Source organism: Bacillus sp. FSL R7-0685, from assembly GCF_038002425.1.
GTDB lineage: Bacteria > Bacillota > Bacilli > Bacillales > Bacillaceae > Bacillus > Bacillus subtilis.
The window spans coordinates 3,115,489-3,140,263 of record NZ_JBBOCN010000001.1; the positions used below are offsets into that span (position 1 = coordinate 3,115,489).

At 47.2% G+C, this 24,775-nt stretch carries 13 protein-coding genes; 3 read left to right on the top strand and 10 right to left on the bottom strand.

What is annotated here, in order from left to right:
* Positions 1-4: 4 nt before the first annotated feature.
* The 5 genes from esaA to MKY50_RS16370 all read right to left on the bottom strand — a co-directional run bounded on the left by esaA (position 5) and on the right by MKY50_RS16370 (position 9,716).
* Positions 5-3,199 (bottom strand): type VII secretion protein EsaA, encoded by a 3,195-nt coding sequence (esaA, locus tag MKY50_RS16350; protein ID WP_341116935.1) that lies wholly within the window; start codon positions 3,197-3,199, stop codon positions 5-7.
* Positions 3,196-7,683 (bottom strand): type VII secretion protein EssC, encoded by a 4,488-nt coding sequence (essC, locus tag MKY50_RS16355; protein WP_341116937.1) that lies wholly within the window; start codon positions 7,681-7,683, stop codon positions 3,196-3,198. The genes esaA and essC overlap by 4 nt, the downstream gene beginning before the upstream one ends.
* A gap of 60 nt (positions 7,684-7,743) precedes the next feature.
* Positions 7,744-9,099 carry a type VII secretion protein EssB gene (gene essB / locus MKY50_RS16360; protein WP_341116940.1) on the bottom strand — a complete coding sequence of 452 codons (1,356 nt, stop codon included), beginning with the start codon at positions 9,097-9,099 and terminating at the stop codon, positions 7,744-7,746.
* Positions 9,100-9,113: 14 nt separating this feature from the next.
* The gene (gene yukD / locus MKY50_RS16365; RefSeq protein WP_003228763.1) at positions 9,114-9,353 is read right to left on the bottom strand and encodes an ESX secretion system protein YukD; all 240 of its coding nucleotides are present in this window, start codon (positions 9,351-9,353) and stop codon (positions 9,114-9,116) included.
* A gap of 69 nt (positions 9,354-9,422) precedes the next feature.
* Complete coding sequence (locus MKY50_RS16370) at positions 9,423-9,716, bottom strand: WXG100 family type VII secretion target (RefSeq protein ID WP_003220661.1); 294 nt, start codon at positions 9,714-9,716, stop codon at positions 9,423-9,425.
* A 519-nt stretch (positions 9,717-10,235) separates the two neighbouring features.
* Between MKY50_RS16370 and adeR the strand changes: the two genes are divergently transcribed.
* The 3 genes from adeR to MKY50_RS16385 all read left to right on the top strand — a co-directional run bounded on the left by adeR (position 10,236) and on the right by MKY50_RS16385 (position 13,532).
* On the top strand, positions 10,236-11,504 hold the full coding sequence (adeR, locus tag MKY50_RS16375) for a sporulation transcriptional activator AdeR (RefSeq protein WP_341116942.1): 1,269 nt from the start codon (positions 10,236-10,238) through the stop codon (positions 11,502-11,504).
* A 102-nt stretch (positions 11,505-11,606) separates the two neighbouring features.
* The gene (ald, locus tag MKY50_RS16380) at positions 11,607-12,743 is read left to right on the top strand and encodes an alanine dehydrogenase (protein WP_014480718.1); all 1,137 of its coding nucleotides are present in this window, start codon (positions 11,607-11,609) and stop codon (positions 12,741-12,743) included.
* 111 nt (positions 12,744-12,854) lie between these two features.
* Positions 12,855-13,532, top strand: a complete 678-nt coding sequence (locus MKY50_RS16385; protein WP_003228755.1) for a YukJ family protein — start codon at positions 12,855-12,857, stop codon at positions 13,530-13,532.
* 44 nt (positions 13,533-13,576) lie between these two features.
* Here the strand turns inward: MKY50_RS16385 and MKY50_RS16390 are convergent, their stop codons facing one another.
* From MKY50_RS16390 to dhbC, 5 genes are read right to left on the bottom strand one after another with little or no spacing between them, the layout of a single operon-like run.
* The gene (locus tag MKY50_RS16390; RefSeq protein WP_003243183.1) at positions 13,577-13,786 is read right to left on the bottom strand and encodes an MbtH family protein; all 210 of its coding nucleotides are present in this window, start codon (positions 13,784-13,786) and stop codon (positions 13,577-13,579) included.
* Positions 13,787-13,801: 15 nt separating this feature from the next.
* Complete coding sequence (gene dhbF, locus MKY50_RS16395; RefSeq protein WP_341116945.1) at positions 13,802-20,938, bottom strand: non-ribosomal peptide synthetase DhbF; 7,137 nt, start codon at positions 20,936-20,938, stop codon at positions 13,802-13,804.
* A 19-nt stretch (positions 20,939-20,957) separates the two neighbouring features.
* Entirely contained in the window at positions 20,958-21,896 is a 939-nt protein-coding gene (locus MKY50_RS16400) for an isochorismatase (RefSeq protein ID WP_003228749.1), read from the bottom strand.
* Positions 21,897-21,923: 27 nt separating this feature from the next.
* On the bottom strand, positions 21,924-23,543 hold the full coding sequence (locus MKY50_RS16405; RefSeq protein ID WP_341116946.1) for a (2,3-dihydroxybenzoyl)adenylate synthase: 1,620 nt from the start codon (positions 23,541-23,543) through the stop codon (positions 21,924-21,926).
* A 28-nt stretch (positions 23,544-23,571) separates the two neighbouring features.
* Positions 23,572-24,768: an isochorismate synthase DhbC gene (gene dhbC, locus MKY50_RS16410; protein ID WP_029318478.1), complete on the bottom strand. Its 1,197-nt coding sequence runs from the start codon at positions 24,766-24,768 to the stop codon at positions 23,572-23,574.
* Positions 24,769-24,775: the final 7 nt, after the last annotated feature.

Genomic DNA, 24,775 nt, shown 5'->3' on the forward strand with positions numbered 1-24,775 from the left:
GCGATCACGCTTCATACGTTTCATCGCTTTCTGCTGTGTGTTCAGCCATCAGCCGGATAATCAGCGGCAGAGCCGCGGCAATCACCGTAATGATCAGCAGAACTGTTATTCCCATTGTAAACAAGTGCCCAGTACCGTACTGGATGTCGATATATACTTTCGAAACCGGATCTTCAAATGTAAAGTTCGGCATGATCAAATCAATAAGCGGTGCGACATAGAATAGGATCATTGCCGCTGAAGCAACCCAGCCAGGGATTGATCCGAATCTGAATGCCGTCCGGATGAAGGCAGAGCTTGCGACCAGCAATAGAATCGTAAACACCGACCACTTAATCGTCTGATCGTCCGGCAGTGAATAAATATTCAAACCGAACAAGCTGATCATAAGTCCGACAAGGATATTCAGAATTCCGAATAACGCTCCTTTGACGAGAAGCGGTGCGTTTTGGTAATACGAGCTGAAATAGCCGATTAACAGACTGCTGATCAACACAATGACAAGGATGACAACCGGAGGTACCGTCTGAATTTTTTCTTCCGGAACCTCTCCGCTGATTTTAAGCGGATTCGCTAAGTAATCATATACATAGCCATTGTTTTGCCCGTCTACTAATGTATTTCCGAGTATGCCGTATACGTCATTTCGCACGAGTTTCGTGGAGGCGACATTTTTCCCCCAGTTGTTGTTTAAGGTGTCGGCTTTCGCTTGAACATCATTGACGCTTTGCTGCATGTTGGTTGTGTAATCAATGATGCCTGACTGGCGATCAGACAATGAACCCATCATGTCTGACATTTGCAGCACTTCCTGGCCGACCGTATCTTGGACACTCAGTGCCATGGTGCCAGACAGCCCATCGTTGCTGAATGTCGCAGATTCCTGTGTTGCGCCCGTTACAAGCTGTTCTGACGCTTTTGCGGCACTTTCAGAGATTTTCGTCAGTTCGTCGAGAACACCTGCTTGAGAGTCACGGATATAGCCGCTGTAGTCGTCCGCAAATTTGGTCATGCCGTCGATGAAGCTGTTAATATCTTCATCAGTTTGCATCGTGTTGTTTTTGAGAGCTTCCCAGCTGGCTGATTCTTCAGGTGTGAGAGCCAGGACTGATTTGACGTTGCCCTGCTGGCCTTCAATGGCATTGGTTTTCGCAGCACTGTCAATCGTACCGGATAATACAGAGTCATAAACAGACAAATATTTATAGTATCTCATTAAAGCGGAGATGCTTTCTGTATTGATTTCTCCTGAAAATTGAAGCTGATCTTTATTTTCAAGCTCGCGAATCGCACTGTAAATCCCTTCAAACTCCCGCTTCCGTTTCGCTTCGAGATTTTCAAGTTTACCTTCGAGCTTTTTCACTTTGTCTTTCAGGTCATCAATTTCATCAGTGAGACCATTCATTTGCTCTGTTAGTTCCTCTAACTTCTTTTTCAACTCTTCATTATGAGCAGTTTCTTTTTCTTTGAGCTCTTCTTCAATTTGCTTGATTCGCTCAGACGCTTTGCTGAGCTGTTCTTTTGCTTTGGCGATATCAGAAATGTCGCCGTTTCCTGGTTGATCTTGGTCCCCGGGCTCCGTCGTATCTCCGCCGCTGCCGGTATCTCCTGAATCTCCGGTACCGTCTTCATTTGCCAGCTTGATAAATTGAAGGGCTGAGTCAGATGAAGCAGTCTGTTCGGCAGATGTGCCCGTTTCAGTTTTTCCGCTGTCTGACGCATCGCTGGGCTGCTCCTGACCGTCTGTTCCCTTCTGCTGGTCTTGATCCTGAGTACTGCCGTCCGTTTGTCCGTCATTTCCGGTATCACTGCTGTTATTGTCTTCTCCAGAATTATCATTTTGATCATTTGGAATCGTCCCGTCTCCATCATTATTTCCGGAATTTGTATCCGGCTCTGGAGTAGGGTCCTCTTTTTCAGGCTCCTTCAGATTGTCTGAAATATCCTGAATATCAGCAGCGATATTTTTCAGTTCTTCACGCTGTTTTTCAAGATCAATTTTGAGTTCTTCAGGATCATCTTCTTTAGGGTCTTTATCTTTATCATTGTTGTCAGAGCCATCGTCTATGACTGGGTCGTCCCCTTTCTCAACAGTTAGCGCCGGACGCGTCAAAACAAGCAGTTCATACACCTGATTTAGTGCAGCCTGTCTTGATGCGGCCTGATATTGTTCGATTAAATCACTTTGGATTTTTGCCATGCCAAGTTCCTGCTGGGACACTTGCCCTTCCCTAATTTGCTGGGCGTTTGCCAGCACATTACTGGTTTGTCCGAGCTGTGTCTTCGCTTGGCCGATCCCGGTTGCCAACCCGCTCATGCGTTCGCTGAACTGATTCGCCTTTTGCTGTGCCTGGATGGCATCCAGACCTGTCCGGATTTGCTGCTGTGTTGAATCCTGGGCTGCCAAAAGCAGCTTTTTCTGATTCTCTTGATATTCTTTGTACCTTTCAACTGTATCAATGAATTCTTTCAGCGTGTTTTTGGCTTCCTCCGCCGTAGTAGCTTTTTCTTTTGTCGTGCCTTGCGCTTCATTCATTGATTTCTTCAGCTCATCGATTAAGTCTTTTTGCTGTTTGATTTCACCTGCTAAATCATTAGAGCTTGGTTTGTAAAAGTTGTACATGACATTCTGGAATTCAGATTCTTTATTGACGATCTTGTCAAATTCTCCTCTGATGTTGTCCACTTTTTGCGAAACAAAGTTCCAGTATAAGGCCGACATTTTTTTGTTCATTGTCTTTTGGGCATCCTCAAGCTCCCGCTGAACTTTTTCTTTGTTAACCGCATTCAGGTTATCTTGAATGCTGAATTCGAGCGTTGCTTTTTGAGGATGGTCTTTGTCATAGCTCAAAATGTTTTTTGAGAAGTCTGAGGGAATGTAGACGATCGCATCATATTTCTTTGAAGCGAGACCGGTCTCGGCCGCGCTTCGGTTTACGACCGTCCACGAATAATCAGGACGTTCACCCAGAACAGCCGCTACTTCCTTGCCGAACTGGGCGGATTTGTCCTCTTCATCAGACTTTACCTCATCACTCAATACGCCTGTGTCTTCATTCACCACCGCGATTTGCCGGGTGGAATTGACTGCTTTTTTCGTCGGATCGTCTCCGATAAATCGGAAAAACAACACCGGCAGCAGCAAAATGATGATGACGGCGGATATTAACTTGATCAAGCTTTTTCGTTGTTCTGTCATCTAGCACTCTCCCTTTCAGCAGAACATAAAGGAATTTGAACTTTTTGCTCCTTCCCGTTTTCCACAACATATCCGAAGCCCGGCTGAATCTCCGGCTCCTGTCTTTGGTACGGGAGAGGAATGACATTTTGCTCAGACTTTTTCATCAGCAGAATCGCGTGGCGGATTTGCTTCATCTCAGTCGTCAAGGAGTCATAGCCTTTTGAGAATTCGCTGTGGTTACCACCCGGGATAAAACTGAAGCCAAGATGAGCGTATGATTTCATGAAGTTAGCGAGACGGTCTTGTATTCTCGTATCAATCGTCTGCTGGAATCTCGTTATCCCGTCAATCATCAGCACCACTTGTGAGAATCGAAGATTTTGCGCGTCTCCTTGGCGGACGGCTTCTACATACATGGCTTCTCTTGTTTTGAAAATGTCTTCTGCTGTTTCAATCCACTGCTCAATATCTTCTTTCGTTTCCAAATATGAAACATCTGATTCCTTCGCATAATGAGATAAGCCGCGGTCAATCGAGTCAAACAGGCCGATCATTTCGGTTTCATCATCAATCAGATGTTCGAGCATGACTTTTAGGACGTTTGTTTTCCCGCGCTGAGTCTGGCCTAAAATCAGGCAGTGCTTATGCTTGCCCAAATCAAAATAGACTGGGCTGACTGTTTCTTCATGAAGCCCGATCGGTACAGATAAAGGCTTGCGTTCCAGCTTGAAGCGGAGAGAAAATTCTCTCGTTGTCAGGCTCTCAGGCAGCATCGGAATCGGTGCCGGCTGCTCCAATGAAGCAAATCGCCCTTGAAGTTTCTGTACGTCTGATTTCAGCTCGTTGAACATGCCGATATCATCATCGGCGTCAACAGGCAGGAACATTTGCGCGAAATAAAGCTCTTCCTTTTGAATGATGACGCGTCCCGGAATCGGCTCAAGATTGAATTTCGGACGGCCGTAAATGGAATATCCTTCTGATTGATCCATGAGATAATGGACAACCTTTGTTTTCAAGTTATTTAACAATGACTGGCGGACAGCATTCACCCGCGTTGCTGTCAGCATAAAGTAGATACCCAAGCTTTGTCCGTCTCTGGAAAGCTGGACAAATTCCGATTCAAGCTCATGCATCTCATCCTTGACAATGTCAAAGTTGTCAATGGTGATAAAAATGAATGGAAGCTCTTCTTCGCTCAGCGCATTGTACATTTTGATGTGGCTGATTTCTTTTTCCCGGAACAAACGTTTACGGCGGTCAATTTCTTCTTTGATGCGAATCATGAACTTTTCAATTTTTCTTGACTGGTCCATCAGGAAGTAATCCGCGGTATGCGGGAGCTTCGCTAATGGCAGCAGCGTTCCGTTTCCGAAATCAAAGATATAGACATGAAGCTCTTCAGGTGTGTATACGTCCGCAAAACTCATCAGGAACGTTGCGGCTGCAATCGATTTTCCGTAGCCCGAAGAGCCGAAGATGCCGATATTTCCATCTTCCATCATCTTATAAGCAATTGGCGCTTGTCTTTGCAGATCAGGTTCATCGACATACGCAAAGTGGAAATGGTCTTTTTCGTTTGAAGGGAAAAGAGTGCGCGGAATACGTTCCGCAAGCGGCGGAAGCCAAGGGCTTGGCAGCTTCTCGATTCCCATTTCATCTTGGATGCGTTCAATTTCGTCAACTACAGCTTCGATTTCGGTTTGAACGTCTTTTTTCGCGTTATCTTCGGTATCAACCTCAGAAAGCGGGATCAGACCCGTATCTGTAACGATCGCGATTTCATCCTCGGTACCGTAGACTTCCTCTAAGTAAGGCGCCCCGCTCCATGCAGATTGGAAAAGCTCATACACTTCATTGTTTCCGACCTGCAAATAGCCGCGGCCTGTTACGGTAATGTTTGCGGCATCGCTGTTTTTCAAAATTTCTTTACTGTCGGTGGCATCCTGGACCTTGAGCGCTACTTTAAAGCGCGAGTTACTCCAGATCTGGTCGTCGATGATGCCGCCTGGCTTCTGTGTCGCCAAAATCAAATGAACGCCGAGGCTTCGTCCGATACGCGCGGCACTGACAAGCTCCCTGATAAAATCAGGCTCCTCGCTTTTCAGCTCGGCAAACTCATCAGAAATTAAGAACAAGTGAGGCATCGCCACTTCTGCTTTCCCTTGCTTGTACAGCTTTGTATAGTCATTGATGTGATTGACTTGATACTGGTCAAACAGGCGCTGCCTTTTTTTCAGCTCGCTTTTAATGGAAGCAAGCGCACGCATACTGAAGTTTTTGCTTCCTTCAATATTTGTGATCGTGCCGAGGAGGTGGGGAATGTTGCGGAACGGCTGCGCCATTCCTCCGCCTTTATAGTCAATTAGTAAGAAAGCCGCTTCATGCGGATGAAAATGCACTGCAAGTGACAAGATGTAGGTCTGGAGAAATTCACTTTTCCCTGATCCCGTTGTCCCCGCAAGCAAGCCGTGCGGACCGTGTGCTTTTTCGTGAAGGTTCAGATACACAATGTCATCTTTCCCTTTATAACCGATCGGCACTGACAGCGACTTCGACGATTCACTTGTCAGCCATCTTTGCTGAATGCCGATTTCTTTTACTTCCTTCGCATGAAAAAGCTCCAGGAACGATACCGTTTCCGGAATGGAATTCGTAATGCCGACCTGGTGGTTCAGCGTCCGCAGTGTGCGTGAAAACCGTTCGTTGTCCTCACGCTGATGATGATCGAGACGGAACGGTATTCTTACCGCTTTTTTCTTTTGTATTAAAATGTCGCCTTCATGCTCATTAATGTAGCGGACAAGAGTCGTAATGTTTTCCGACAAGCTTTCCTTTGTTTCCGCAGCGACAATTGTCGAGGTGCCCAGATGCTCATGCTGTCCTTCTAAATATTCGAGAATGACATGCTCGGAGATCAGCTGCTGATTCGTGATGACAAATACAAAATGCGGTTTGAACTGCAGTTTTTCTTTGTCATCTTCGAGATCACGCTCTCTGATCAATTCGTAAAGTGAAGACAGGAGCTGATCTCGGGTTTGCTCATTATAAATAAATCCTTTTGCATAAATATGGGGCATTTGAAATTGCGGAAGCCACTTCATCCACTCCCAGTCTTTATACTCTTCTTCATGAAAAATAAATACAAAACGCAAATCGTGATAGCTGTTAAAGAACGACAGCTGTCCGATCAGCTGGTGAATCTCATTTTTCACAATTTGCGATTTACCGACAAGCCCCATCGGACCTTCTGCCAAATCGACCGTCACCGGCGCATTGCGGATATCTTTATAGACGCGCTGCATGTGCTGCGATTTCTCCATGAGGTCATCGATATCACGATTCGCCAAGTCTCCGCCGCTCATATTGATTTCATAGCTTGACGGAACTGTTCCCGTCCCAAGCCGCAGCTGGAGATAATCCTTGCTTTCAAGTGATTTTTCCCAGATCCGGTCACTGATTTCACTTGTTAAGTATTTCATTTGTTCAAATGAAGGAAAGTGAAATTCAAGAACCTGCTTTTGCTTTTCAGCAAGTGCCTGAAGCTCTTTCCGCTTATTGTCTAAGTAAAGCTTATATACACGCTCCCGTTTTTCCTCGCGTTTTTTCCGCTGGTTTTTATCCCGGAAATATTGCACTGTCGAGGTAATGAGAGTCATCATAAACATGGCCAAAGAAACGAGTATAAATATGCCGCGCGGCTGGATGATGGCAACTACGCCCATCACGATCAGCATCACAAGCGGAGGCAGGATGACGAGCCACAGCCCTCTGTTGGTTTGATCGCTCTCCTGAGAGGGAAAACTGAAAGAAACGCGGTCATCCGGCAGATCGTATACCATCCGCGGCGTTCTTCTGTACTGCGGATATTTTTTCTGCATCTCTGTACTCGGTTTGACCGTTTCTGTTAACGCTGTTTCAAACTGGGCATAATGAACAATTTCTAAAAGGTCTTGTTCCGTCACCCTCATTTGCGTGAAGTTCCAGAATATTTCATCCCCCGGCTTGAGCGGCGTATTGGCGTTGATTTTCTCTCCGTTCAAGAAGATCGTTCCGCTTTCAGGGCGGACCGACCAGCTGCCGCCTGCACGAAGCAAAGAAAACGTGCTTTGTTCTGCAAATGCAAAATCTTGCGGATTCAGATAAATATCTGCATTCGTTTTTTCTGAGGAACATACAATTTCATCCCGATTTCCCGTAAAATAAACGGATTTCTCAGGTTCACTGCCCGTCAATATCAAGCGTATATCCTGCTGATCCATTTGGAGAGTAAATGATATATCCGTCTCAATCGTGCCGAGACAATCATTTCCCAGGAAAACTTCGTATTTGCCGCCGGATTCCTTTCTTTTAAGAGAAACCACTCCGCTATTAAATGGAATGGAGCTGATCGTAACGGAATCCTTCACATCAGGCCCTATAGTCACCGGATGAGACGACGGGAGGTTAGACAGATTTAATTTTTGAACGTTATTTTGGTAAAAAACCCATAATAGACTCAAATGGCGAACCCCCTTACGGCCGAATGGCAGCATGCGATGACCTGTGCTTCATGTCTCACGTTATTTGTCATCTTTTTTCTCATCTTTCTTTTCTGTTTCTTTTTTCTCGTCTTCTTTTTTCTTCTGTTCTTCTTTTTTCGCTTTTTCCTGGGCTGTGGCTTTTTCTTCCGCCGCTTTCTCTTCTGCTTGTTTTTCTTCGTCTGTTTGTGTCTGTTCTTCGCTTGTATCGACTAACGATGTTTCAGAATTAGACTGTTTATTTTCTTGACGTTCTTTTTGGGCTTTTTCAAGCTCACTATTTACTGAATCAAGTTCTTTTTGTATATCTTCATCATTTGTATCCTCAGATAAAAGCTGCTGTTTATATTTAGCTAGGGCAAAGTAAATATAATCATTGTATTCCAGCTTGCGGCCGATACTGATCGCTTCTTTGTATTCTCCTCGACCATAATCAATCCAATATAAGAAATGCTGAGGGTCTGATTGAAGGGTGACTAAATTATTTTCTATATTTTTGGTTTTTGCACTCCCCAGGTTTTCGACCTCAACATAGGACGTCGCCAGCTGATACTGCACCGATTCAGGCAGGCTTTCCGCATCGTACTTGGACAGTGTGCTGATGACTTCACTGTACTGCTTGTTTAAGAACGCACGGTTGCTGTCCACTATCGCCTGGTGCTTTGGCTGCGCGAAAAATAAGGCGTACATCGAATAAATAAGTGCCGGTACAAGCAAAACAATGAGCCCCAGGCCGATATATCGCTGGATGTTCCACTTCTTTCTCGGGATATGTATGTATGTTTTTGCTTTGGCTTCGAGCTCATCAATATGGGTTTGAATCAGCTCGAGCAAATCATCATAGGATTCAGCATCTAATATCGCCTTTGCCTCTGCGGAAAACGTCAGCGTTTCATTGAATTTCAGGTAGTCTTCAAACGCAAAAGCGCCGTCAACTGCCAAAGCCGCTGCCGCTTTCAGCTCCTGCCATACTCTTTCCTCATCACGCTCGTAAGGAGGAATGCTTTCTTTTACTCCATAATGGAGAAAATAAGGCGTAAGCCCTTTATCGAATACAATGTTTTCAGGAGCGACAATCAAATTCAGCCTCGACAGATTGTGCTGCTGTACGGCTTGAACAAGCTGATAGGCAAACTGCCATTTACTTTTTTTATCCTTAGCTTTCATGAAGCGGAATGCTTTATAGGAGGAGGGAGGTTGGATTGTGATGATTACTTCATCATCCGTCACATCGATTTCTTTATGAAAAAATGGATTTATATCTTTGATCACGTTAGCTTCAAGACCGTCGAGAAGCTTTATTTTTTCCCGTTGAAAGGTAAATGTATAGCCGGCATCTGTTTTCTCGGCAACAGCTTCTAATTGGTTTTCTAAATATGATTTTTGTTTACCTGACATTCAACCAGATCCTTTCATAATATTTCAAGCCGGTCTCCGTTTGTAATGCCGCAATCAGACAGCTTGCATTCTCCGGAAAACACCTTATCCTTGTTCACCACTCTGATCCAGTGCCCTTCGCGCGGAGGCATAGATACGCTTTGGGCCTGCCAAGCAATATCAATTACTTTTTTCACCGGGTGGTAATCTGACAATCTGAGATCAAAGACACTGCCGTTATAATGTTTCAAATCTATTGTAATATCAATATACATTTAGGATCACCCTTACATAGAAAGAGCGCCGTCTTCTTTTGAATCAGGCGCTCCTTCCCTTTCATACTGTTATCCGCGGATTTGATTTGCGATGTCTTGGTCAGTAGACTCAAGTGTATTTGCTGTTTGATCAAGCTGCTGATTCACATCTTGAAGCAAATCTGACATTTTGATAAATGAAGGTTTGAGCTGCTCGTATTGATCTGCGAACGCTTCGCTTGAAGCACCTTCCCACATGCTTTTCAAATCAGAGATCATTCGGTTTAAACGATCAACCTGATTTAATACTTCTTGGCTTTCAACGCCGTATTGCTTCGCCATCGCTCTTAGCTCTTCGGGTGTGACACGAATTAATCCTGCCATATTCCTCATTACCTCCTGTGCCATCAGCCTAAATATGGGCTAATTCACTTATTTTTAGAACGTCATTATTATAAAAACAGTTTTTCGGCATAGTCAAACAAATATGTTTTAATTTTACAAAATGAGTCCAATGGTTTACACCGAATCCCTTAAAAATGACATATAATGTAAAGTAAATAGGTTTATTTTCTTAATCTTCTCTTCATTCTCCGAATAATCCAAAAGACCCAAATAACTCTCCAACTCCCAAAAAAAACCTTTCAGAAAATTTGATGCTACAGCACCATTTCTGAAAGGTTCAGTTTTTTCTTTCCTTAATTAGTCTCGCCTCCGATGACTTTCTTAGAAGATTAATAGGATAAGCTGTCGTTATATGAGGCATACAACTGTCCTGCAAAAAGGCGATTACACCGCCAAATGTATATAGAACGTTTCTCTCATGAAATTGTTTTTTTGCTTCTGTTCTTTGTTGTTGATTTTCACAAACAACAACAATCATAATAAAAGGAAGGGGATGAGATGTCAAAGAGAAATCAAGCACGAAAAGTAGGGAGATTTATGACCATGCCGAATGATCCGTTTAAATATAGTTTTGACAGACTTGAAGATGTGGCTGATCATATCAGCGACGTTCTGCGGTGCCCGATCACCATAGAGGATGTTAACCACAAACTGCTTGCCTACAGTACACACAGCGACTGCACAGACCCTGCCCGGACGTCTACCATTATTGGCAGAAGGGTACCGGAGAAGGTGATTAACAAGCTGTGGAAAGACGGGACAATTCCAGCTCTCTTAAAAACGGACCAGCCGATCAGAGTCAAGCAAATTGATGAAGTCGGGCTGAGCAATCGCGTCGCTATTTCGATTTGGAAAAACAAGCAAGTACTTGGCTTCATATGGGCGCTTGAGATCCAAAAAACATTGTCCGATGAAGATCTGCTGACATTGCAAATGGCAGCAAAAGCAGTGAAAAACAAGCTTCTCAAACTTCAAATCAGAAAAACGAAAAATGAAGAACGCAGCCAAGAATTTTTCTGGAAAATGCTGACCGGACACATCCATCAGGAGGATGATATGGCGGATGGGTTCCATAAGCTTGGAATGGCCGCTCCTTCAGAGTTTTCCGTTATGATCATCCGCATAAATGGTGAGCTGACTGAAAAAATCGAACAGCAGCTGCAATATTTACAGGAAACGACCCAGCAGGTTTACGTGCTGCTGGCGACCGTAGATTCCAATGAACTTATTATATTAACCTCACCCAAAACAGATCATCCTTTTCAAGATTTAAAACAGTTTGCTTTAAGTACGCAAAAACAGCTGAAGGAGCGGTATAAAATAGAAGACGTTTCTATCGCTTTTGGCGGAATATACAACTCTATTTCTTTTGTCTCCCGCTCCTATCAGGAAGCATTGTCCGTCTTAAAAACGAAGGAACGGTTCACTGAAGAGACCAAACATCTTTTCAGCTTTTCTGAGTTAGGCATTTATCAATACTTAGATGTCTTATATGAAAAACGGAAACAGGCGGGCCATTATAATTACTCGCTTTCCAAACTGGAACAATATGACCGGGATCACCAGTCAAATATGGTAGAAACACTAGAGCGCTTTATTGAAGCAGACAGCAACGTGAATACCGCTTCTAAGCTGTTAAATATACACGTTAATACGTTGAATTACCGCCTCAAGCGGATCAGCCAGATCGCTGAAATTGATTTGAAAAATGTGAATCAAAAATTCACCATCTATTTAGATATCAAACTTCGGCACATGGATTTGTGAAATTTCACAAATTCATGTTTTTTTATTTTCTTAATCAAACAAAGAATTTTCCAAAATATCAAGCTACACTAAAAATATCACAGGATACAGGAGGAGACAGATATGATCATAGGGGTTCCTAAAGAGATAAAAAACAATGAAAACCGTGTCGCATTAACACCCGGGGGCGTTTCTCAGCTCATTTCAAACGGCCACCGGGTGCTGGTTGAGACAGGCGCGGGCCTTGGAAGCGGATTTGAAAATGAAGCCTATGAGTCAGCAGGAGCGGAAATCATTGCTGATCCGAAACAGGTCTGGGACGCCGAAATGGTCATGAAGGTAAAAGAACCGCTGCCGGAAGAATATGTTTATTTCCGCAAAGGACTTGTGCTGTTTACGTACCTTCATTTAGCAGCTGAGCCTGAGCTTGCACAGGCCTTGAAGGATAAAGGAGTAACTGCCATCGCATATGAAACGGTCAGTGAAGGCCGGACATTGCCTCTTCTGACGCCAATGTCAGAGGTTGCGGGCAGAATGGCGGCGCAAATCGGCGCTCAATTCTTAGAAAAGCCTAAAGGCGGAAAAGGCATTCTGCTTGCCGGAGTGCCGGGCGTTTCTCGCGGAAAAGTAACGATTATCGGCGGCGGCGTTGTCGGGACAAACGCGGCGAAAATGGCTGTCGGCCTCGGTGCAGATGTGACGATCATTGACTTAAACGCAGACCGCTTGCGCCAGCTGGATGACATCTTCGGCCATCAGATTAAAACGTTAATTTCTAATCCGGTCAATATTGCTGATGCTGTGGCGGAAGCGGATCTCCTCATTTGCGCGGTATTAATTCCGGGTGCTAAAGCTCCGACTCTTGTCACTGAGGAAATGGTAAAACAAATGAAACCTGGTTCAGTCATTGTTGATGTAGCGATCGACCAAGGCGGCATCGTCGAAACTGTCGACCATATCACAACACATGATCAGCCAACATATGAAAAACACGGGGTTGTGCATTATGCTGTAGCGAACATGCCGGGCGCAGTCCCTCGTACGTCAACAATCGCCCTGACTAACGTTACTGTTCCATACGCACTGCAAATCGCGAACAAAGGGGCAGTAAAAGCGCTCGCAGACAATGCGGCACTGAGAGCGGGTTTAAACACCGCAAACGGACACGTGACCTATGAAGCTGTAGCAAGAGATCTGGGCTATGAGTATGTTCCTGCCGAGAAAGCTTTACAGGATGAATCATCTGTGGCGGGTGCTTAATTCACAATGAGCTTGCAGAAAGATTTCTGCAGGCTTTTTTATTTTTTAAAAGGAAAAAAGAGACCATTTCACGAATTATGACTATGAAGTTGATCATAAAGGAGGATTCATATGGCTGTTCAGCAATATGGCGTGTTAAAAGGCATAGTCTTAGACATGAAGCGGGAAACAGATGATGACAGTCCTCATTTCCAAGTCAAAATGCTCGGTGAAGAGAATACGTATTACAGGTGCGCCATCAATGTGATGTCCAGTTCTGAGGAATCTGAAGTATTGTATTTGGCTGACGATCAGTTTGATTCGGGCTCAATTACCATCCTTCCGAACATGCCGTATGGATATACAAGGATCAATGAAGCAAACCGTGAAGTGGCACTGGATTATGTGCGGGGCAATTTGTTTGACCCGCGGGAAATGAAGCCTTTGCCTCATGAAATCACAGGACCTGATAATGATTTAAATGATTTTATTGAAACCTATATGAAGAAAGCACAAGATGAGAAAGCGCCGGTTTATATATTCGGTTCAAAATTCGGCCCTGAACAGGCTGCAGATAAAATATTCGGCTTTACCCCGACTAACGGAATGCACAATATCCATATGAATCAAGGGAATGCAATGGATACGCGCTGGAAAAAAGACAACGGCTCTTGGCATGACGGGGGTATTCTGATTCAGTTTGCAGATCAGTGGGCCGCTGTGTTTTTAGCGTTTTTATCCCAATCTTGGTGTACCGATGAAAACGGAAACCCGGTCAGAGATTGTGATCATACCCAAACGTCTGCGTAAGATTAGAAAAAGAGACTGCGGCGAGCAGTCTCTTTTTGATACGATTACACATTTTCAACAGTCTTTAGGCTGTTTGGCCTCATATCGCTCCAATGCGATTGGATATAGTCCAAACAAGCTTCACGCCCTTTTTGCTCATGAACGACTGTCCAGCCGCTCGGCACATCTATAAAACCCGGCCATAGGGAATATTGGCCTTCTTCATTGACCAGCACCAAATATGTGCCATCCGCATTTTCAAAAGGATTTGCCATTCTATTTCTCCTCCCTTATTTATTCAACTCTTCCAATTTGACAGCGAGAACCTTGCCGATTTGAGCCAGAGGTTCCGGCTGACATAAATCTTTATGACGGCAGTCGATGTCGATTTGTTCAATCTGTCCGTTAATATAAGGCTTCCACGAGTCAGGTTCAATCGGGTCAAACCATTCAGGAATGATTGTTGATCTGAAAAACAAAACATTTCCGCGGAAGGTTTTCGGCTTATAGGAACCTAAAATGCCGACAGAATTGACATACGTATTCTTCAAATTTAAAATGACCGTTTCATCCAGGCTCGCAAGCGCACTGCCGTCACGGCGAAGAATCTCAATCGCCGCTTCAAAATCTAGCGGTTTTTCCCCTAAGCTGTCTGGATCATACCCGCCTAACGCCAGAAGGGCAATAAGCGCTTCCTCATCATCCGGCGCCTCTTTTATAGGAAGGAAGTGGTTTGGATAGGCATCCAGCATCACCAATAGGGAAACTTCTTCTCCTTGATTTTGCAGCTGGGTCGCCATCGCTTGAACGACATTCCCGCCCAGAGACCAGCCTAGCAGATGGTACGGGCCTTTCGGCTGAACCGTTCGGATTTGTTTAATGTAATCAGCAGCCATGCCATCAAGTGTTTTCGGAAGCTCCTCGCGCTGCCCGATTCCCCGTGCCTGCAAGCCGTAGATCGGATAATCTGTTCCTATATTGGTCATCAAACCGGCATAACACCAGCTGAGCCCCCCTGCCGGATGAACACAGAATAAAGGAGGCTTGTCTCCGCTTGTTCGGAGCGGCAGCAGAACGTCAAGAGCGCTTTGGCTTGATCCCATTTCAAGTCTTTCAGCGAGCCCGGCTACAGTAGGTGCTTCGAACAAGTTGCCGATGCTGAGTTCAACGCCGAGCGCTTCACGAATGCGGCTCATGAGCTGTACAGCAAGCAAGGAATGTCCGCCTAAATCAAAGAAACGGTCATCAATGCCGACACGCGGCAAGTGAAGCACCTCCATAAAGAGGTCACAGAGAATTTCTTCCTGCGGCGTTCTCGGTCCTCGTCCTGTCACTGCCGCTGCGAAATCCGGAGCGGGCAGCGCTTTACGATCAAGCTTTCCATTCGGTGTCAGCGGCAATTCTTTCATCGTCATAAAGGCAGCAGGCACCATGTAATCCGGCAGTCTCTCCGCAGCATATTTGCGCAGTTCCGCCGTATCAAATGTTTCTTCCGAAGGGATGACATAAGCTGCCAACCGTTTATCTCCCGGCTGATCCTCACGAACGATCACTGCCGCATCTTCAAGCTGCGGATGCTGAACAAGTGCGGCTTCAATTTCTCCCAATTCAATTCGGAATCCCCGAATTTTCACTTGATGGTCTGCACGGCCGACATAGTCGAGGGAACCGTCAGCGCGGAGGCGGGCCACATCCCCAGTGCGGTACATCCGGGTGCCTGGAGGACCGAACGGATCAGCTATGAAGCGTTCAGATGTTAAACCAGGCCGGCCTAGATAACCTCGTGCTAACCCCGCTCCTGATACATACAGCTCTCCGGCAACACCCGGCGGAACCGGCTGCAGGCGTTCATCCAGCACGTATACACCAAGATCGGGAATGCCGCAGCCGATCAAGCTGTTTGCCCGTAAAGCTGCCATGCTTCGGTCTAATTCGATATAGCTCACATGCACCGTCGTTTCTGTAATACCATACATATTGATAAGCTGCGGTCTATTTTCAGGGTGGCGGTTATACCAATCCTCTAAACGGCTGAGTTCTAGCGCTTCTCCGCCAAAAATGACATAGCGCAGACTGAGTGCCTGTCCGAGATCCGGCTGTTCCCGTTCCGCCTGCATAAACTGATAGAAAGCAGACGGTGTCTGGTTCAGAACAGTCACACCCTCTTTGACAAGCAGGCGCAGAAACGCTTCTGGCGATCTGCTGACGTGGTGAGGCACGATCACAAGACGTCCGCCATGCAGCAGAGGACCCCAGATCTCCCACACCGAAAAATCAAACGCATAGGAATGGAACATGGTCCAGATATCGTCTGAGCTGAAACGGAACCAGTGCTCGGTCGCTGCAAATAAACGTGTTACATTTTGGTGAGGAATCATCACACCTTTTGGAACACCTGTTGAGCCGGATGTATAAATGACATATGCCGTATTCAAAGGCGAAAGCGGCTGAGTCCTATCCTTATTTTTTGGATTCTCTGCAGGGTACGTGTTTAGTTTCTCTGCCAGCTCGGGATCATCCAGCACGATTTTCGGCACGTTTTCAACTGGCGGAATGTGATTTGCAGCTTTAGTGTTCGTCATGATAAACGCAGGCTGGGCATCTTTTAGCATAATAGCAATTCGATCAGCCGGATAATCCGGATCAAGAGGGAGATAAGCTGCCCCGGCCTTTAGCACCGCCAATAGGCCGACAGCCATTTCCAACGATCGGGGCAGTGCCAATGCCACAAATTGCTCCGGCCCGACACCTTCACTAATTAGGAATCGGGAAAGCCGGTTTGCTCTTTCATTCAGCTCTGCATAGCTCAGTGCCTGATCTTCATATATAACGGCAATAGCATCAGGACGTAAAGCAGCCTGCTTCTCAAACTGCTCTGGCAAACTTGCGTGCGGAATCTTTTCAGATACACTTTGCCAATCTGTCACCATGCTGCTGCGTTCCTCTGGTGCAAGAATATCCAGATTTCCGATTTGCTCGTCAGGATCAGACTCGGCAGCCTCCAACAGGCGCATCAATCGGTCAGCAAGAGCCTGAGCAGTTTCCCGCTTGAAAAGATCAGTGCTGTATTCAAGCAGTCCTTCCATCCCGTTTGGTGTCCCGTCAGCAAGGCGATCTTCACTGATTTCCAGCGTCAAATCAAACTTGGCAGAACCGACACTGTTGATTCGCAGGCTGCTCTCCATATCAGGAAGATGCAGTTCAGCGTCCGGTGTGTTTTGGAACGCAAGCATGATTTGGAATAAAGGATGCGTCGCACGCGAACGAGCCGGATTGAGCACCTCTACAAGTCTCTCAAACGGCAGATCCTGATTGTCATAGGCGGCCAGGTTCACTTTCCGTACTCTGTCTAGAAGCTCACGAAAGCTTGGGTCACCGGACGTATCAGTTCTGAGCACCAATGTATTAATAAACAGCCCTACAAGATCGCCCAGCGCATCATCATTCCGTCCCGCGATCGGACTGCCGATCGGAATGTCGGTGCCCGCCCCGAGCCTTGTCAATAAAGCGGCAAGACCGGATTGAAGCACCATAAACAGGCTCACCCTATTTGCGCGAGCCAGCTCCTGCAATCGCTTGTGAAACTCGGGCTCAATACGAAAATGAATCGTATCTCCATCATGACTCGGCTCAGCCGGACGTGAATAATCGGTTGGCAGTTCAAGCTGATCAGGCAGGTTTTTCAAGGTTTCTTTCCAGAAAGCAAGCTGACCGGCAATCAAGCTATTTGGATTATCCTCGTTTCCAAGCAGTTCTTGCTGCCAAAGCGCATAGTCTGCATACTGCACAGCAAGAGGCGCCCATTCGGGAGATCGTCCGTGGCAGCGAGCCGCATAAGCCGTCCCAAGGTCTCGGGTCAGCGGTGTTAAGGACCAGCCGTCCCCGACAATATGATGTACGAGAAGAAGCAGCACGTACTCGTCAGGACCGATCACAAAAAGCTCGGCACGAAAAGCAGGTTCAGCTGCAAGATCAAAGCTGTAGCGTACAGCTTCGGCAAGCCGATCAGAAAGCTCCTTCTCAGCAATTTCAGTAACATGTAACTCAGGATGGGCTTGATCGGCATCTAAAATATGCTGATAGGATGTCCCCTGTGATTCAGGGAAGATCGTCCGAAGGCTTTCATGACGGCAGACGAGGTCATAAAGTGCCGCTTTCAGCAATCCTTGATCCAACTCACCTGACAAACGGACAGCAACCGGAATATTATAAGTAGGACTCGGTCCTTCCAGACAATGCAGGAACCATAGCCGGCGCTGGGCAAATGATAGCGGGATCTTTTCAGGCCGCTCAGCTCTCTGCAAAGCGGGACGTGCACTCTGCGCCAAATCAAGATGGGCAGCGAGTCCGGCTACTGTCGGTTCGTCAAAGAGCTTGGCGATACCAAGTTCGGCTCCCATTACCTCGCGAATGCGGCTCATCAGACGGGCTGCAAGGAGAGAATGGCCCCCAAGCTCGAAGAAACTGTCATCGATACCGACGCGTGCCAAACCGAGAACCTCTGCAAACAAGTCACACAATATCTCTTCATGAGGAGTCCGCGGGGCCCGATCACTGACAGATGTGCTGAAGTCTGGTGCCGGCAGTGCTTTCCGGTCAAGCTTGCCATTAGGTGTTAACGGCAGCTCGTCCATCTCCACAAACGCCGCCGGTACCATATAATCAGGAAGACTGGCCCCCATATAACGACGAAGCTCTGCAGTATCAATAGCAGCATCAGCGACTACATAAGCCGCCAATCGTTTGTCTCCCGGCTGATCTTCCCGTACGACAACCGCGGCCTGTTCAATGTGCGGGTGATTGGCAAGCACGGCATCAATTTCTCCAAGTTCAATTCGGAATCCGCGAATTTTGATTTGATGATCCGCCCGCCCGATATAATCCAAAGACCCATCGGCACGCCAGCGGGCCTGGTCTCCGGTCCGATACATCCTAGTTCCCGGCGGTCCGTATGGATCTGCAACGAAGCGCTCCGCCGTTAAATCAGGGCGATGGAAATAACCTCTGGCCAAGCCGGTGCCTGCAATATAAAGCTCTCCGACAACGCCCGGCGGCACCGGCTGCAATCCATTATCAAGCACATACACCTGCGTGTTCCAAATCGGTTTCCCAATCGGAGGAACGCCCTGCAACCCTTCTTCAAGAAAAGCTGCGGCAGACCAAATCGTTGTTTCAGTGGGACCGTATAAGTTCGTGACTGAACAATGAAGATCTTGAAGCGCCTGCAAAAGACCGCTCGGCAGCGCCTCGCCTCCTACAAGCACTCTAAGCCCCCGAAGTTTCTCAGGTTCACTCGTTACCAAAGCGTGCCACAGTGTCGGTGTCGCCTGCATGATGTTAATATCGAAATTTTCAATCATTTGAGCTAATGCCTGCGGCTCACGGATCGTTTCTTTCTTTGCGATCACGATTTGCGCTCCGCTAATCAGCGGAAGATATAACTCCAATGCTGAAATATCAAAAGCGACAGTCGTCACAGCCAACAGCCTGTCTTCTTCTCCTAGAGAAAATGCCTCCTGCATGGACAGCAGAAAATTGCTTAAGCTTTTCTGTGTCACAACGACTCCCTTCGGTCTTCCTGTTGATCCTGAGGTATAGATGATATACGCAGGATGGTCAAGAGAAACCGATACATCCGGATTTTCCGGCGAATAGCGTTTTATAATCTCCTGTGTAACAGCCTGATCAAGCACAAGCTCCGGTACAGCCAGGTTATCAGGCAGACTGGCTGCTATTTCCTCAGTCGTTATGATGCATGAAGGTTTCGCATCCTCCAGCATGTAAGAAATGCGGTCGGCTGGAAACTCCGGATCAAGGGGGAGATACGCCGCACCAGTCTTGAGCACACCAAGCATTGAGGCCACCATCTCAGGGGAACGCGGCAGCGCCAAAGCGACAAACTGCTCCGGACCAATCCCTTTTTCGATCAACAGACGCGCGAGGCGGTTTGCCTCTTCATTGAGCTTTCGATAGTTGACTTGAATGTCATCACACATGAGAGCGATACGTTCTGGCGTAAGAACTGCCTGCTTTTCGAACATGTCCTGAAGGCTGACCAGCTTCTCGGATTTTGCCGTCTCATTCCATTTAGAAATGACTTTTTCTTTCTCCTCTGGCAACAGAAGCTCCATTTGCCCAATCAGCATGTCCTCTCCGGCAGAAGCCGTTTGCAGCAGCTGCAGGATACGCTGCTGATGAAGCTTAATATCAGACTCACTGTATACCTCGGGATTCGCATCAACATCAATTCGCAGCCCGCTGCCGTCTGTTCTGTCATATACATTGATTGATAGATCATCAACAGGACCTGCTGAAAGATTATGCGTTGTGCCCCGGGCGCCGGCAAAGTCGAGACCGTAATCAAACGGCATAAGATTGATTTGAGGGCCAAATAATCTATGATTTTCTCCTATCAATTTCAGATCGCGCCGAAGCTCTTCATGGCGATACTTATGATGTCGCCGAATACTGCGGATTTCCCGGGAAATTTGCTGAATCAGTTCAGAAAAGCTCATCGAAGAGCTTACCGTCAGCCGGAGCGGGAGAAGGTTCATCACCATAGCCGGTACATTCAGTGACGCGGACCCTATCCGACCCATCATGGGCAGGCCGAGCACAACATCCTCAGAGCCGGTCATACGGTGCACATAAACAGCTGACACCGCAATCATGACTTCATGCCAGCTTCCTGAGAAATAGCGCGCCGCTTCTTTTAACGCGTTTACATCAGACGGAGGCAGATATGCCGTATGACGAAGAAAACTGTTAGATGTTCTTGGCGCCCGATCAGCCAAGCTCACAACTTCAGGTGCATCTGCAAAACGGTCCAGCCAGAATTGACGATCCTTCTCATACTGCTCTGATCCGCGATAATCTGTATCCTCCTCCAAAATGGCCTGGAGAGACCCAAAGGAACGGCCTTTAGCTGTTTGTCCTTTTATAAGCGCAGTATATGTACTTGCCACACGCTGGGCTATCAGGGAAAAACCGAAGCCGTCGATCGCTATATGGTGAATGCGCTGATACCAAAAGAAACGATCAGGCCCGGCAATAAACAGAGCTTCATTGAACAAAGGGTCATACCCTAAATCAACCGGCTTTGCTAAATCAGCTTTCATCCAGTTTAATGCTGTTTTTTCCGGATCAGGCTCAGAGCTGACGTCAATGACGTGCAGCTGTACATCCGGAGACGGGTTTATCATCTGCCAAGGCCCGTCCATATTTTCACCGAAGCGGACATGCAGCGATTCCGCTTCCTTGATCACGTGCCGCAAAGCTTCTTCAAAAAGAGCAATATTGATTGGTCCATTGATTTCTATATATTCCGCTGTATTGTAGATTGGATTGTCCGGATCAAGCTGCTGAGCAAACCATATGCCAGTTTGCGCCCCGGTCAAAGAATATTGAAGATCTTTTGTATCAGGCATCCGTTTGTTTACCCTCCTTTTATAAATAATCCGCGTTTGGCAGCACTTGCTGGCTGCGGGTTGTGAGCAATTTCTGCCATTCTTCGATCGTTGGGCGTTCAGCCAATTCCACGAAAGTCACCTCTGCCCCTTCACGGCGCCATTGTTCCACCAATGTCATGATCCTTACCGAATCAAGACCACGATCGAGCAAATCCTCTTGATCTGTGATGTCTTCTGGTGTTTCTTGTAGAAGCTCAGCAATTTGTTTACGGATATTCTCACATGTAAACACGTTCTTTTTGCCAGTGTTTGCTGACGTTTTTTGAACGTCTGCCGGCGCATTCTGCAGCTGATCAAGAAGACTGTCAGTCATCACGGTAAACGCACAGCGTCCAGCCGCATATTCCAGCGCCATTTGATGTTTTTCTAATGAAAAATCAGCAACTGCATCTCCCACAAAAAAGGCTTTAATATCCTCCATAAATGCTTCACATGCTGTAACAAGACAGCCGATATGGGCGTAAATTCCTGTAATGATCAGCTGATCGCGTCCCTCTTTGCGCATCATTTCAAGCAGATTCGTTCTCTTAAACGCGCTGTATCTCCATTTTGTCAGCACAAGATCATCATCCTCTGGTGCCAGCTCGGTTATAATTTTCTCCTCATAAGGACCGCTGTTTAATCCCGGGCCCCAAAAGTCTGTCAGCAGCGCACGGTCATCCGGATTTTGGCTTCCCGGCTGTGCGGTATAGACAACAGGAATCCCAAGCTGAACACATTGATTCTTCAGCTTTCGTATATTCGCTGAAAGCTCTGTTACCGGAGACGCTCCCGCTGTGAAAGCATCAACAAAATAGTTTTGCATATCGTGTATTAACAAGACAGCCCGATTCGGATCAGGCACCCATGATACTTTGTTTTGCGGCATATCAGATGCTGTCGGCATTTGATACGGCTGAATGGCAGGTATAGCCATATGAACACTTCCTCTCAAATTGTTGTTTTATTTTTTAAATCCTGCAAGAAGCTTCTCGGAAATGGCTTCACGGAGCGCTTTTTTGCTGACTTTTCCTACTCCTGTCTGCGGGAAGGATTCGACAAATTCAACTCGATCAGGGATTTTATATGCCGCCAGTCCGCGCTCTCTCAAAAATGCTTTAAGCTCTGCGGCTTTTGGGGCTTCATCCCGGGGAATAATGAACACACAAGATCTTTCGCCAAGAAATTGATCAGGCATGGAGACCATTGCCGCATCATGGACAGCCGGATGCGCCAGCAGATGATTTTCTACCTCTTCAGCCGCAACCTTTTCTCCTCCACGGTTAATTTGATCCTTCGCCCGGCCTTCAACGACAATATAGCCGTCTCGTGTCAGCCTGACGATATCACCCGTACGGTAAAAACCGTCCTCAGTAAATGAAGCGGCGTTATGCTCTTCTGCCTTATAGTAACCTCGAATTGTATACGGCCCCCGCGTCAGCAGATGGCCTGTTTCACCAGGTTTTACGTCGCGATCATGATCATCCCAAACACGCATTTCATCATATGGAGACATCGGTTTTCCTTGGGTGTTGACAATGATCTCCTCAGGATCATCCAATCTCGTATAATTGACGAGACCCTCTGCCATTCCGAACACCTGCTGCAGCGTGCAGCCGAAAACAGCTTTTACCCTGCGCGCGGCTTCAGCACTAAACTTGGCACCGCCGACCTGCAGCACTTGAAGGCTGGATAAATCATCACGGCGTGAGGATGCCGCATCCATCCATACCATCGCAAGAGGCGGAACAAGAGCGGTTATCGTGACCTTTTCCCGTTCAATTAAAGGAAATGCGTCATCTGGACTTGGAGAAGGAGATAATACCACTCTTCCTCCAGCGTATAATACGCCGAGAACGCCGGGTGAGCTCAGCGGATAATTGTGTGCCATCGGCAGCGCGGCCAAGTACACCGTGCTGTGGTCGAGCCAGCAGACCTCCACACTCCGCTTCAGGCTGTATATGTAGTCATCGTGGGTCCTCGGAATCAGTTTCGATAGCCCGGTGCTCCCGCCAGAAAGCTGGAGGAACGCCACATCCGATGATTTGACTTCAGGCAGTTTTACAGGTTCTGCATGCAAATCCTCCAGCGGTAAAAATTCCTCTGCCTCACCTGCGACAATGATGTTTTTCAAAGTCGGCAGCTTGCTTTGAACCTGTCTGGCAAGCGAACGGTAGTCAAAACCGGAATAAGCGTCGGGAATGATATATGCAGCCGCTTCAGCAAACTCGCAAAAATATGTAATTTCACTGCTTCGATGAGAAGGCAGTGCGAAGACTGGAAGCGCCCCCAGACGGAAAAGCGCGAAAATGACTTCAAAAAACTCTTTGATATTTGGCAGCTGCACCACAACACGATCCATCTGTTGAATGCCGAGCTTTTGAAATCCGGCAGCCAGGCGATCAGCCCTTGTGTCCAGCTCTCGATAGCTCCAATGGGTGTTTCCGCATGTAATGGCAATGTGATCACCATATTTGGCTGCCCGGTCCCTTAACAAATCTCCAAACGTCTCACCGGCCCAGCAACCGTTCTTTCGATAGGTCTCAGCTAACTCATCAGGCCAAGGCGTAAATCCTTTCAGCATGTTGTATCCCTCCAGCAATTCATTCTGTTCATATGTGATCCACGCCCATTGCCCGCAGCATTGTCCGAAACTTTGCGGACGTCTCCTGAAGCTCGTCCTCGGGCTTTGAACCGGCCACAACACCAGCTCCAGCATACAGGCGGAGTGAGCGTTCTTCTGCTTCTGCACAACGGATGGTCACGATCCATTCTCCGTCACCGGCATCGTCACACCATCCGACCATGCCGGTAAAGAAACCGCGGTCAAATGGTTCAATGCTGAGAATCGCTTCTCTTGCAAGATCAGTCGGTGTTCCGCAGACGGCTGGCGTCGGGTGGAGCGCCGCCGCCAATTCAAGTGCGGTTACAGACGGGTCGGAAAGCTCTCCCTTAATCACGCTGGACAGGTGCCACATCGTTTCCGTTTTGATCAGTGAAGGCTTCTCCGGAACCTCCAGCGTCCGGCAGAAAGGTCTCAGCGCTGCCGCAACCGCGTCAGCGACAACCGCGTGCTCATGAAGATCCTTTGCGGAAGAAAGCAATTCAGCTGCCCGGCGCTGGTCTTCAACAGGATCATTACTGCGCGGCCTTGAGCCGGCTAATGGGTTGGAAACGACCTGTGTTCCCATCCTTGAAACGAGAAGCTCCGGACTTGCTCCGAGCAATGTTCGGTGGGGAGACGTTTCCTCCTGACTGGACACGTCTGCGGCAAACGTGTAGCCATGCGAGTTATGCTGAGCCAGATGGCGAAGCAATTCATCCGTCTGAATCGGTTCAGGCGATGTCAAATGCAGCGACCTGGACAGAACGATTTTGCTGAGTGTTCCATCGGCAATGCGTGCCAGCCCTTGTTCAACACCATTTTTATAATCCTCAGGTTCAGGAACAGGCTTTATGTGGTATGTATGCCCAGCCTGCTGTTCCTCTTCCTCATGATCAAATTGAAGCGGTCCTGACCAGCGCACTTCTTCAGGTACAACGAGCCGCGCTGCTTTTACTTGATCAAAAGGAACGGCCCCGACAACAAGCGGCCGGCTTTGCCCTGATTGTTTTGCCTGACGTAACGCCTCTGCAATTCGGCCAGAAAGGGTTTCCATTTGGTTTTGCCCGTCTGCCTCCGGTACGATTTCACATATACCTTTCGCTAACAGTACACGATGAGGAGACGCTAAGAAAAAGGCGCCCGGCTGATATTCATGAAGCAAATGCTCCGCTTTTGTTTCTGTTATAACGTTTTGATCCAACATTCTCATG

Excerpts from the sequence above, each read along its gene's own strand:
- yukD (WP_003228763.1), bottom strand. The coding sequence starts at position 9,353 with ATGTATATTGATATTACAATAGATTTGAAACATTATAACGGCAGTGTC.
- dhbC (WP_029318478.1), bottom strand. The coding sequence starts at position 24,768 with ATGTTGGATCAAAACGTTATAACAGAAACAAAAGCGGAGCATTTGCTT.
- MKY50_RS16385 (WP_003228755.1), top strand. The coding sequence starts at position 12,855 with ATGGCTGTTCAGCAATATGGCGTGTTAAAAGGCATAGTCTTAGACATG.
- MKY50_RS16370 (WP_003220661.1), bottom strand. The coding sequence starts at position 9,716 with ATGGCAGGATTAATTCGTGTCACACCCGAAGAGCTAAGAGCGATGGCG.
- MKY50_RS16390 (WP_003243183.1), bottom strand. The coding sequence starts at position 13,786 with ATGGCAAATCCTTTTGAAAATGCGGATGGCACATATTTGGTGCTGGTC.
- MKY50_RS16405 (WP_341116946.1), bottom strand. The coding sequence starts at position 23,543 with ATGCTGAAAGGATTTACGCCTTGGCCTGATGAGTTAGCTGAGACCTAT.
- adeR (WP_341116942.1), top strand. The coding sequence starts at position 10,236 with ATGTCAAAGAGAAATCAAGCACGAAAAGTAGGGAGATTTATGACCATG.
- esaA (WP_341116935.1), bottom strand. The coding sequence starts at position 3,199 with ATGACAGAACAACGAAAAAGCTTGATCAAGTTAATATCCGCCGTCATC.
- essB (WP_341116940.1), bottom strand. The coding sequence starts at position 9,099 with ATGTCAGGTAAACAAAAATCATATTTAGAAAACCAATTAGAAGCTGTT.
- dhbF (WP_341116945.1), bottom strand. The coding sequence starts at position 20,938 with ATGCCTGATACAAAAGATCTTCAATATTCTTTGACCGGGGCGCAAACT.
- MKY50_RS16400 (WP_003228749.1), bottom strand. The coding sequence starts at position 21,896 with ATGGCTATACCTGCCATTCAGCCGTATCAAATGCCGACAGCATCTGAT.
- ald (WP_014480718.1), top strand. The coding sequence starts at position 11,607 with ATGATCATAGGGGTTCCTAAAGAGATAAAAAACAATGAAAACCGTGTC.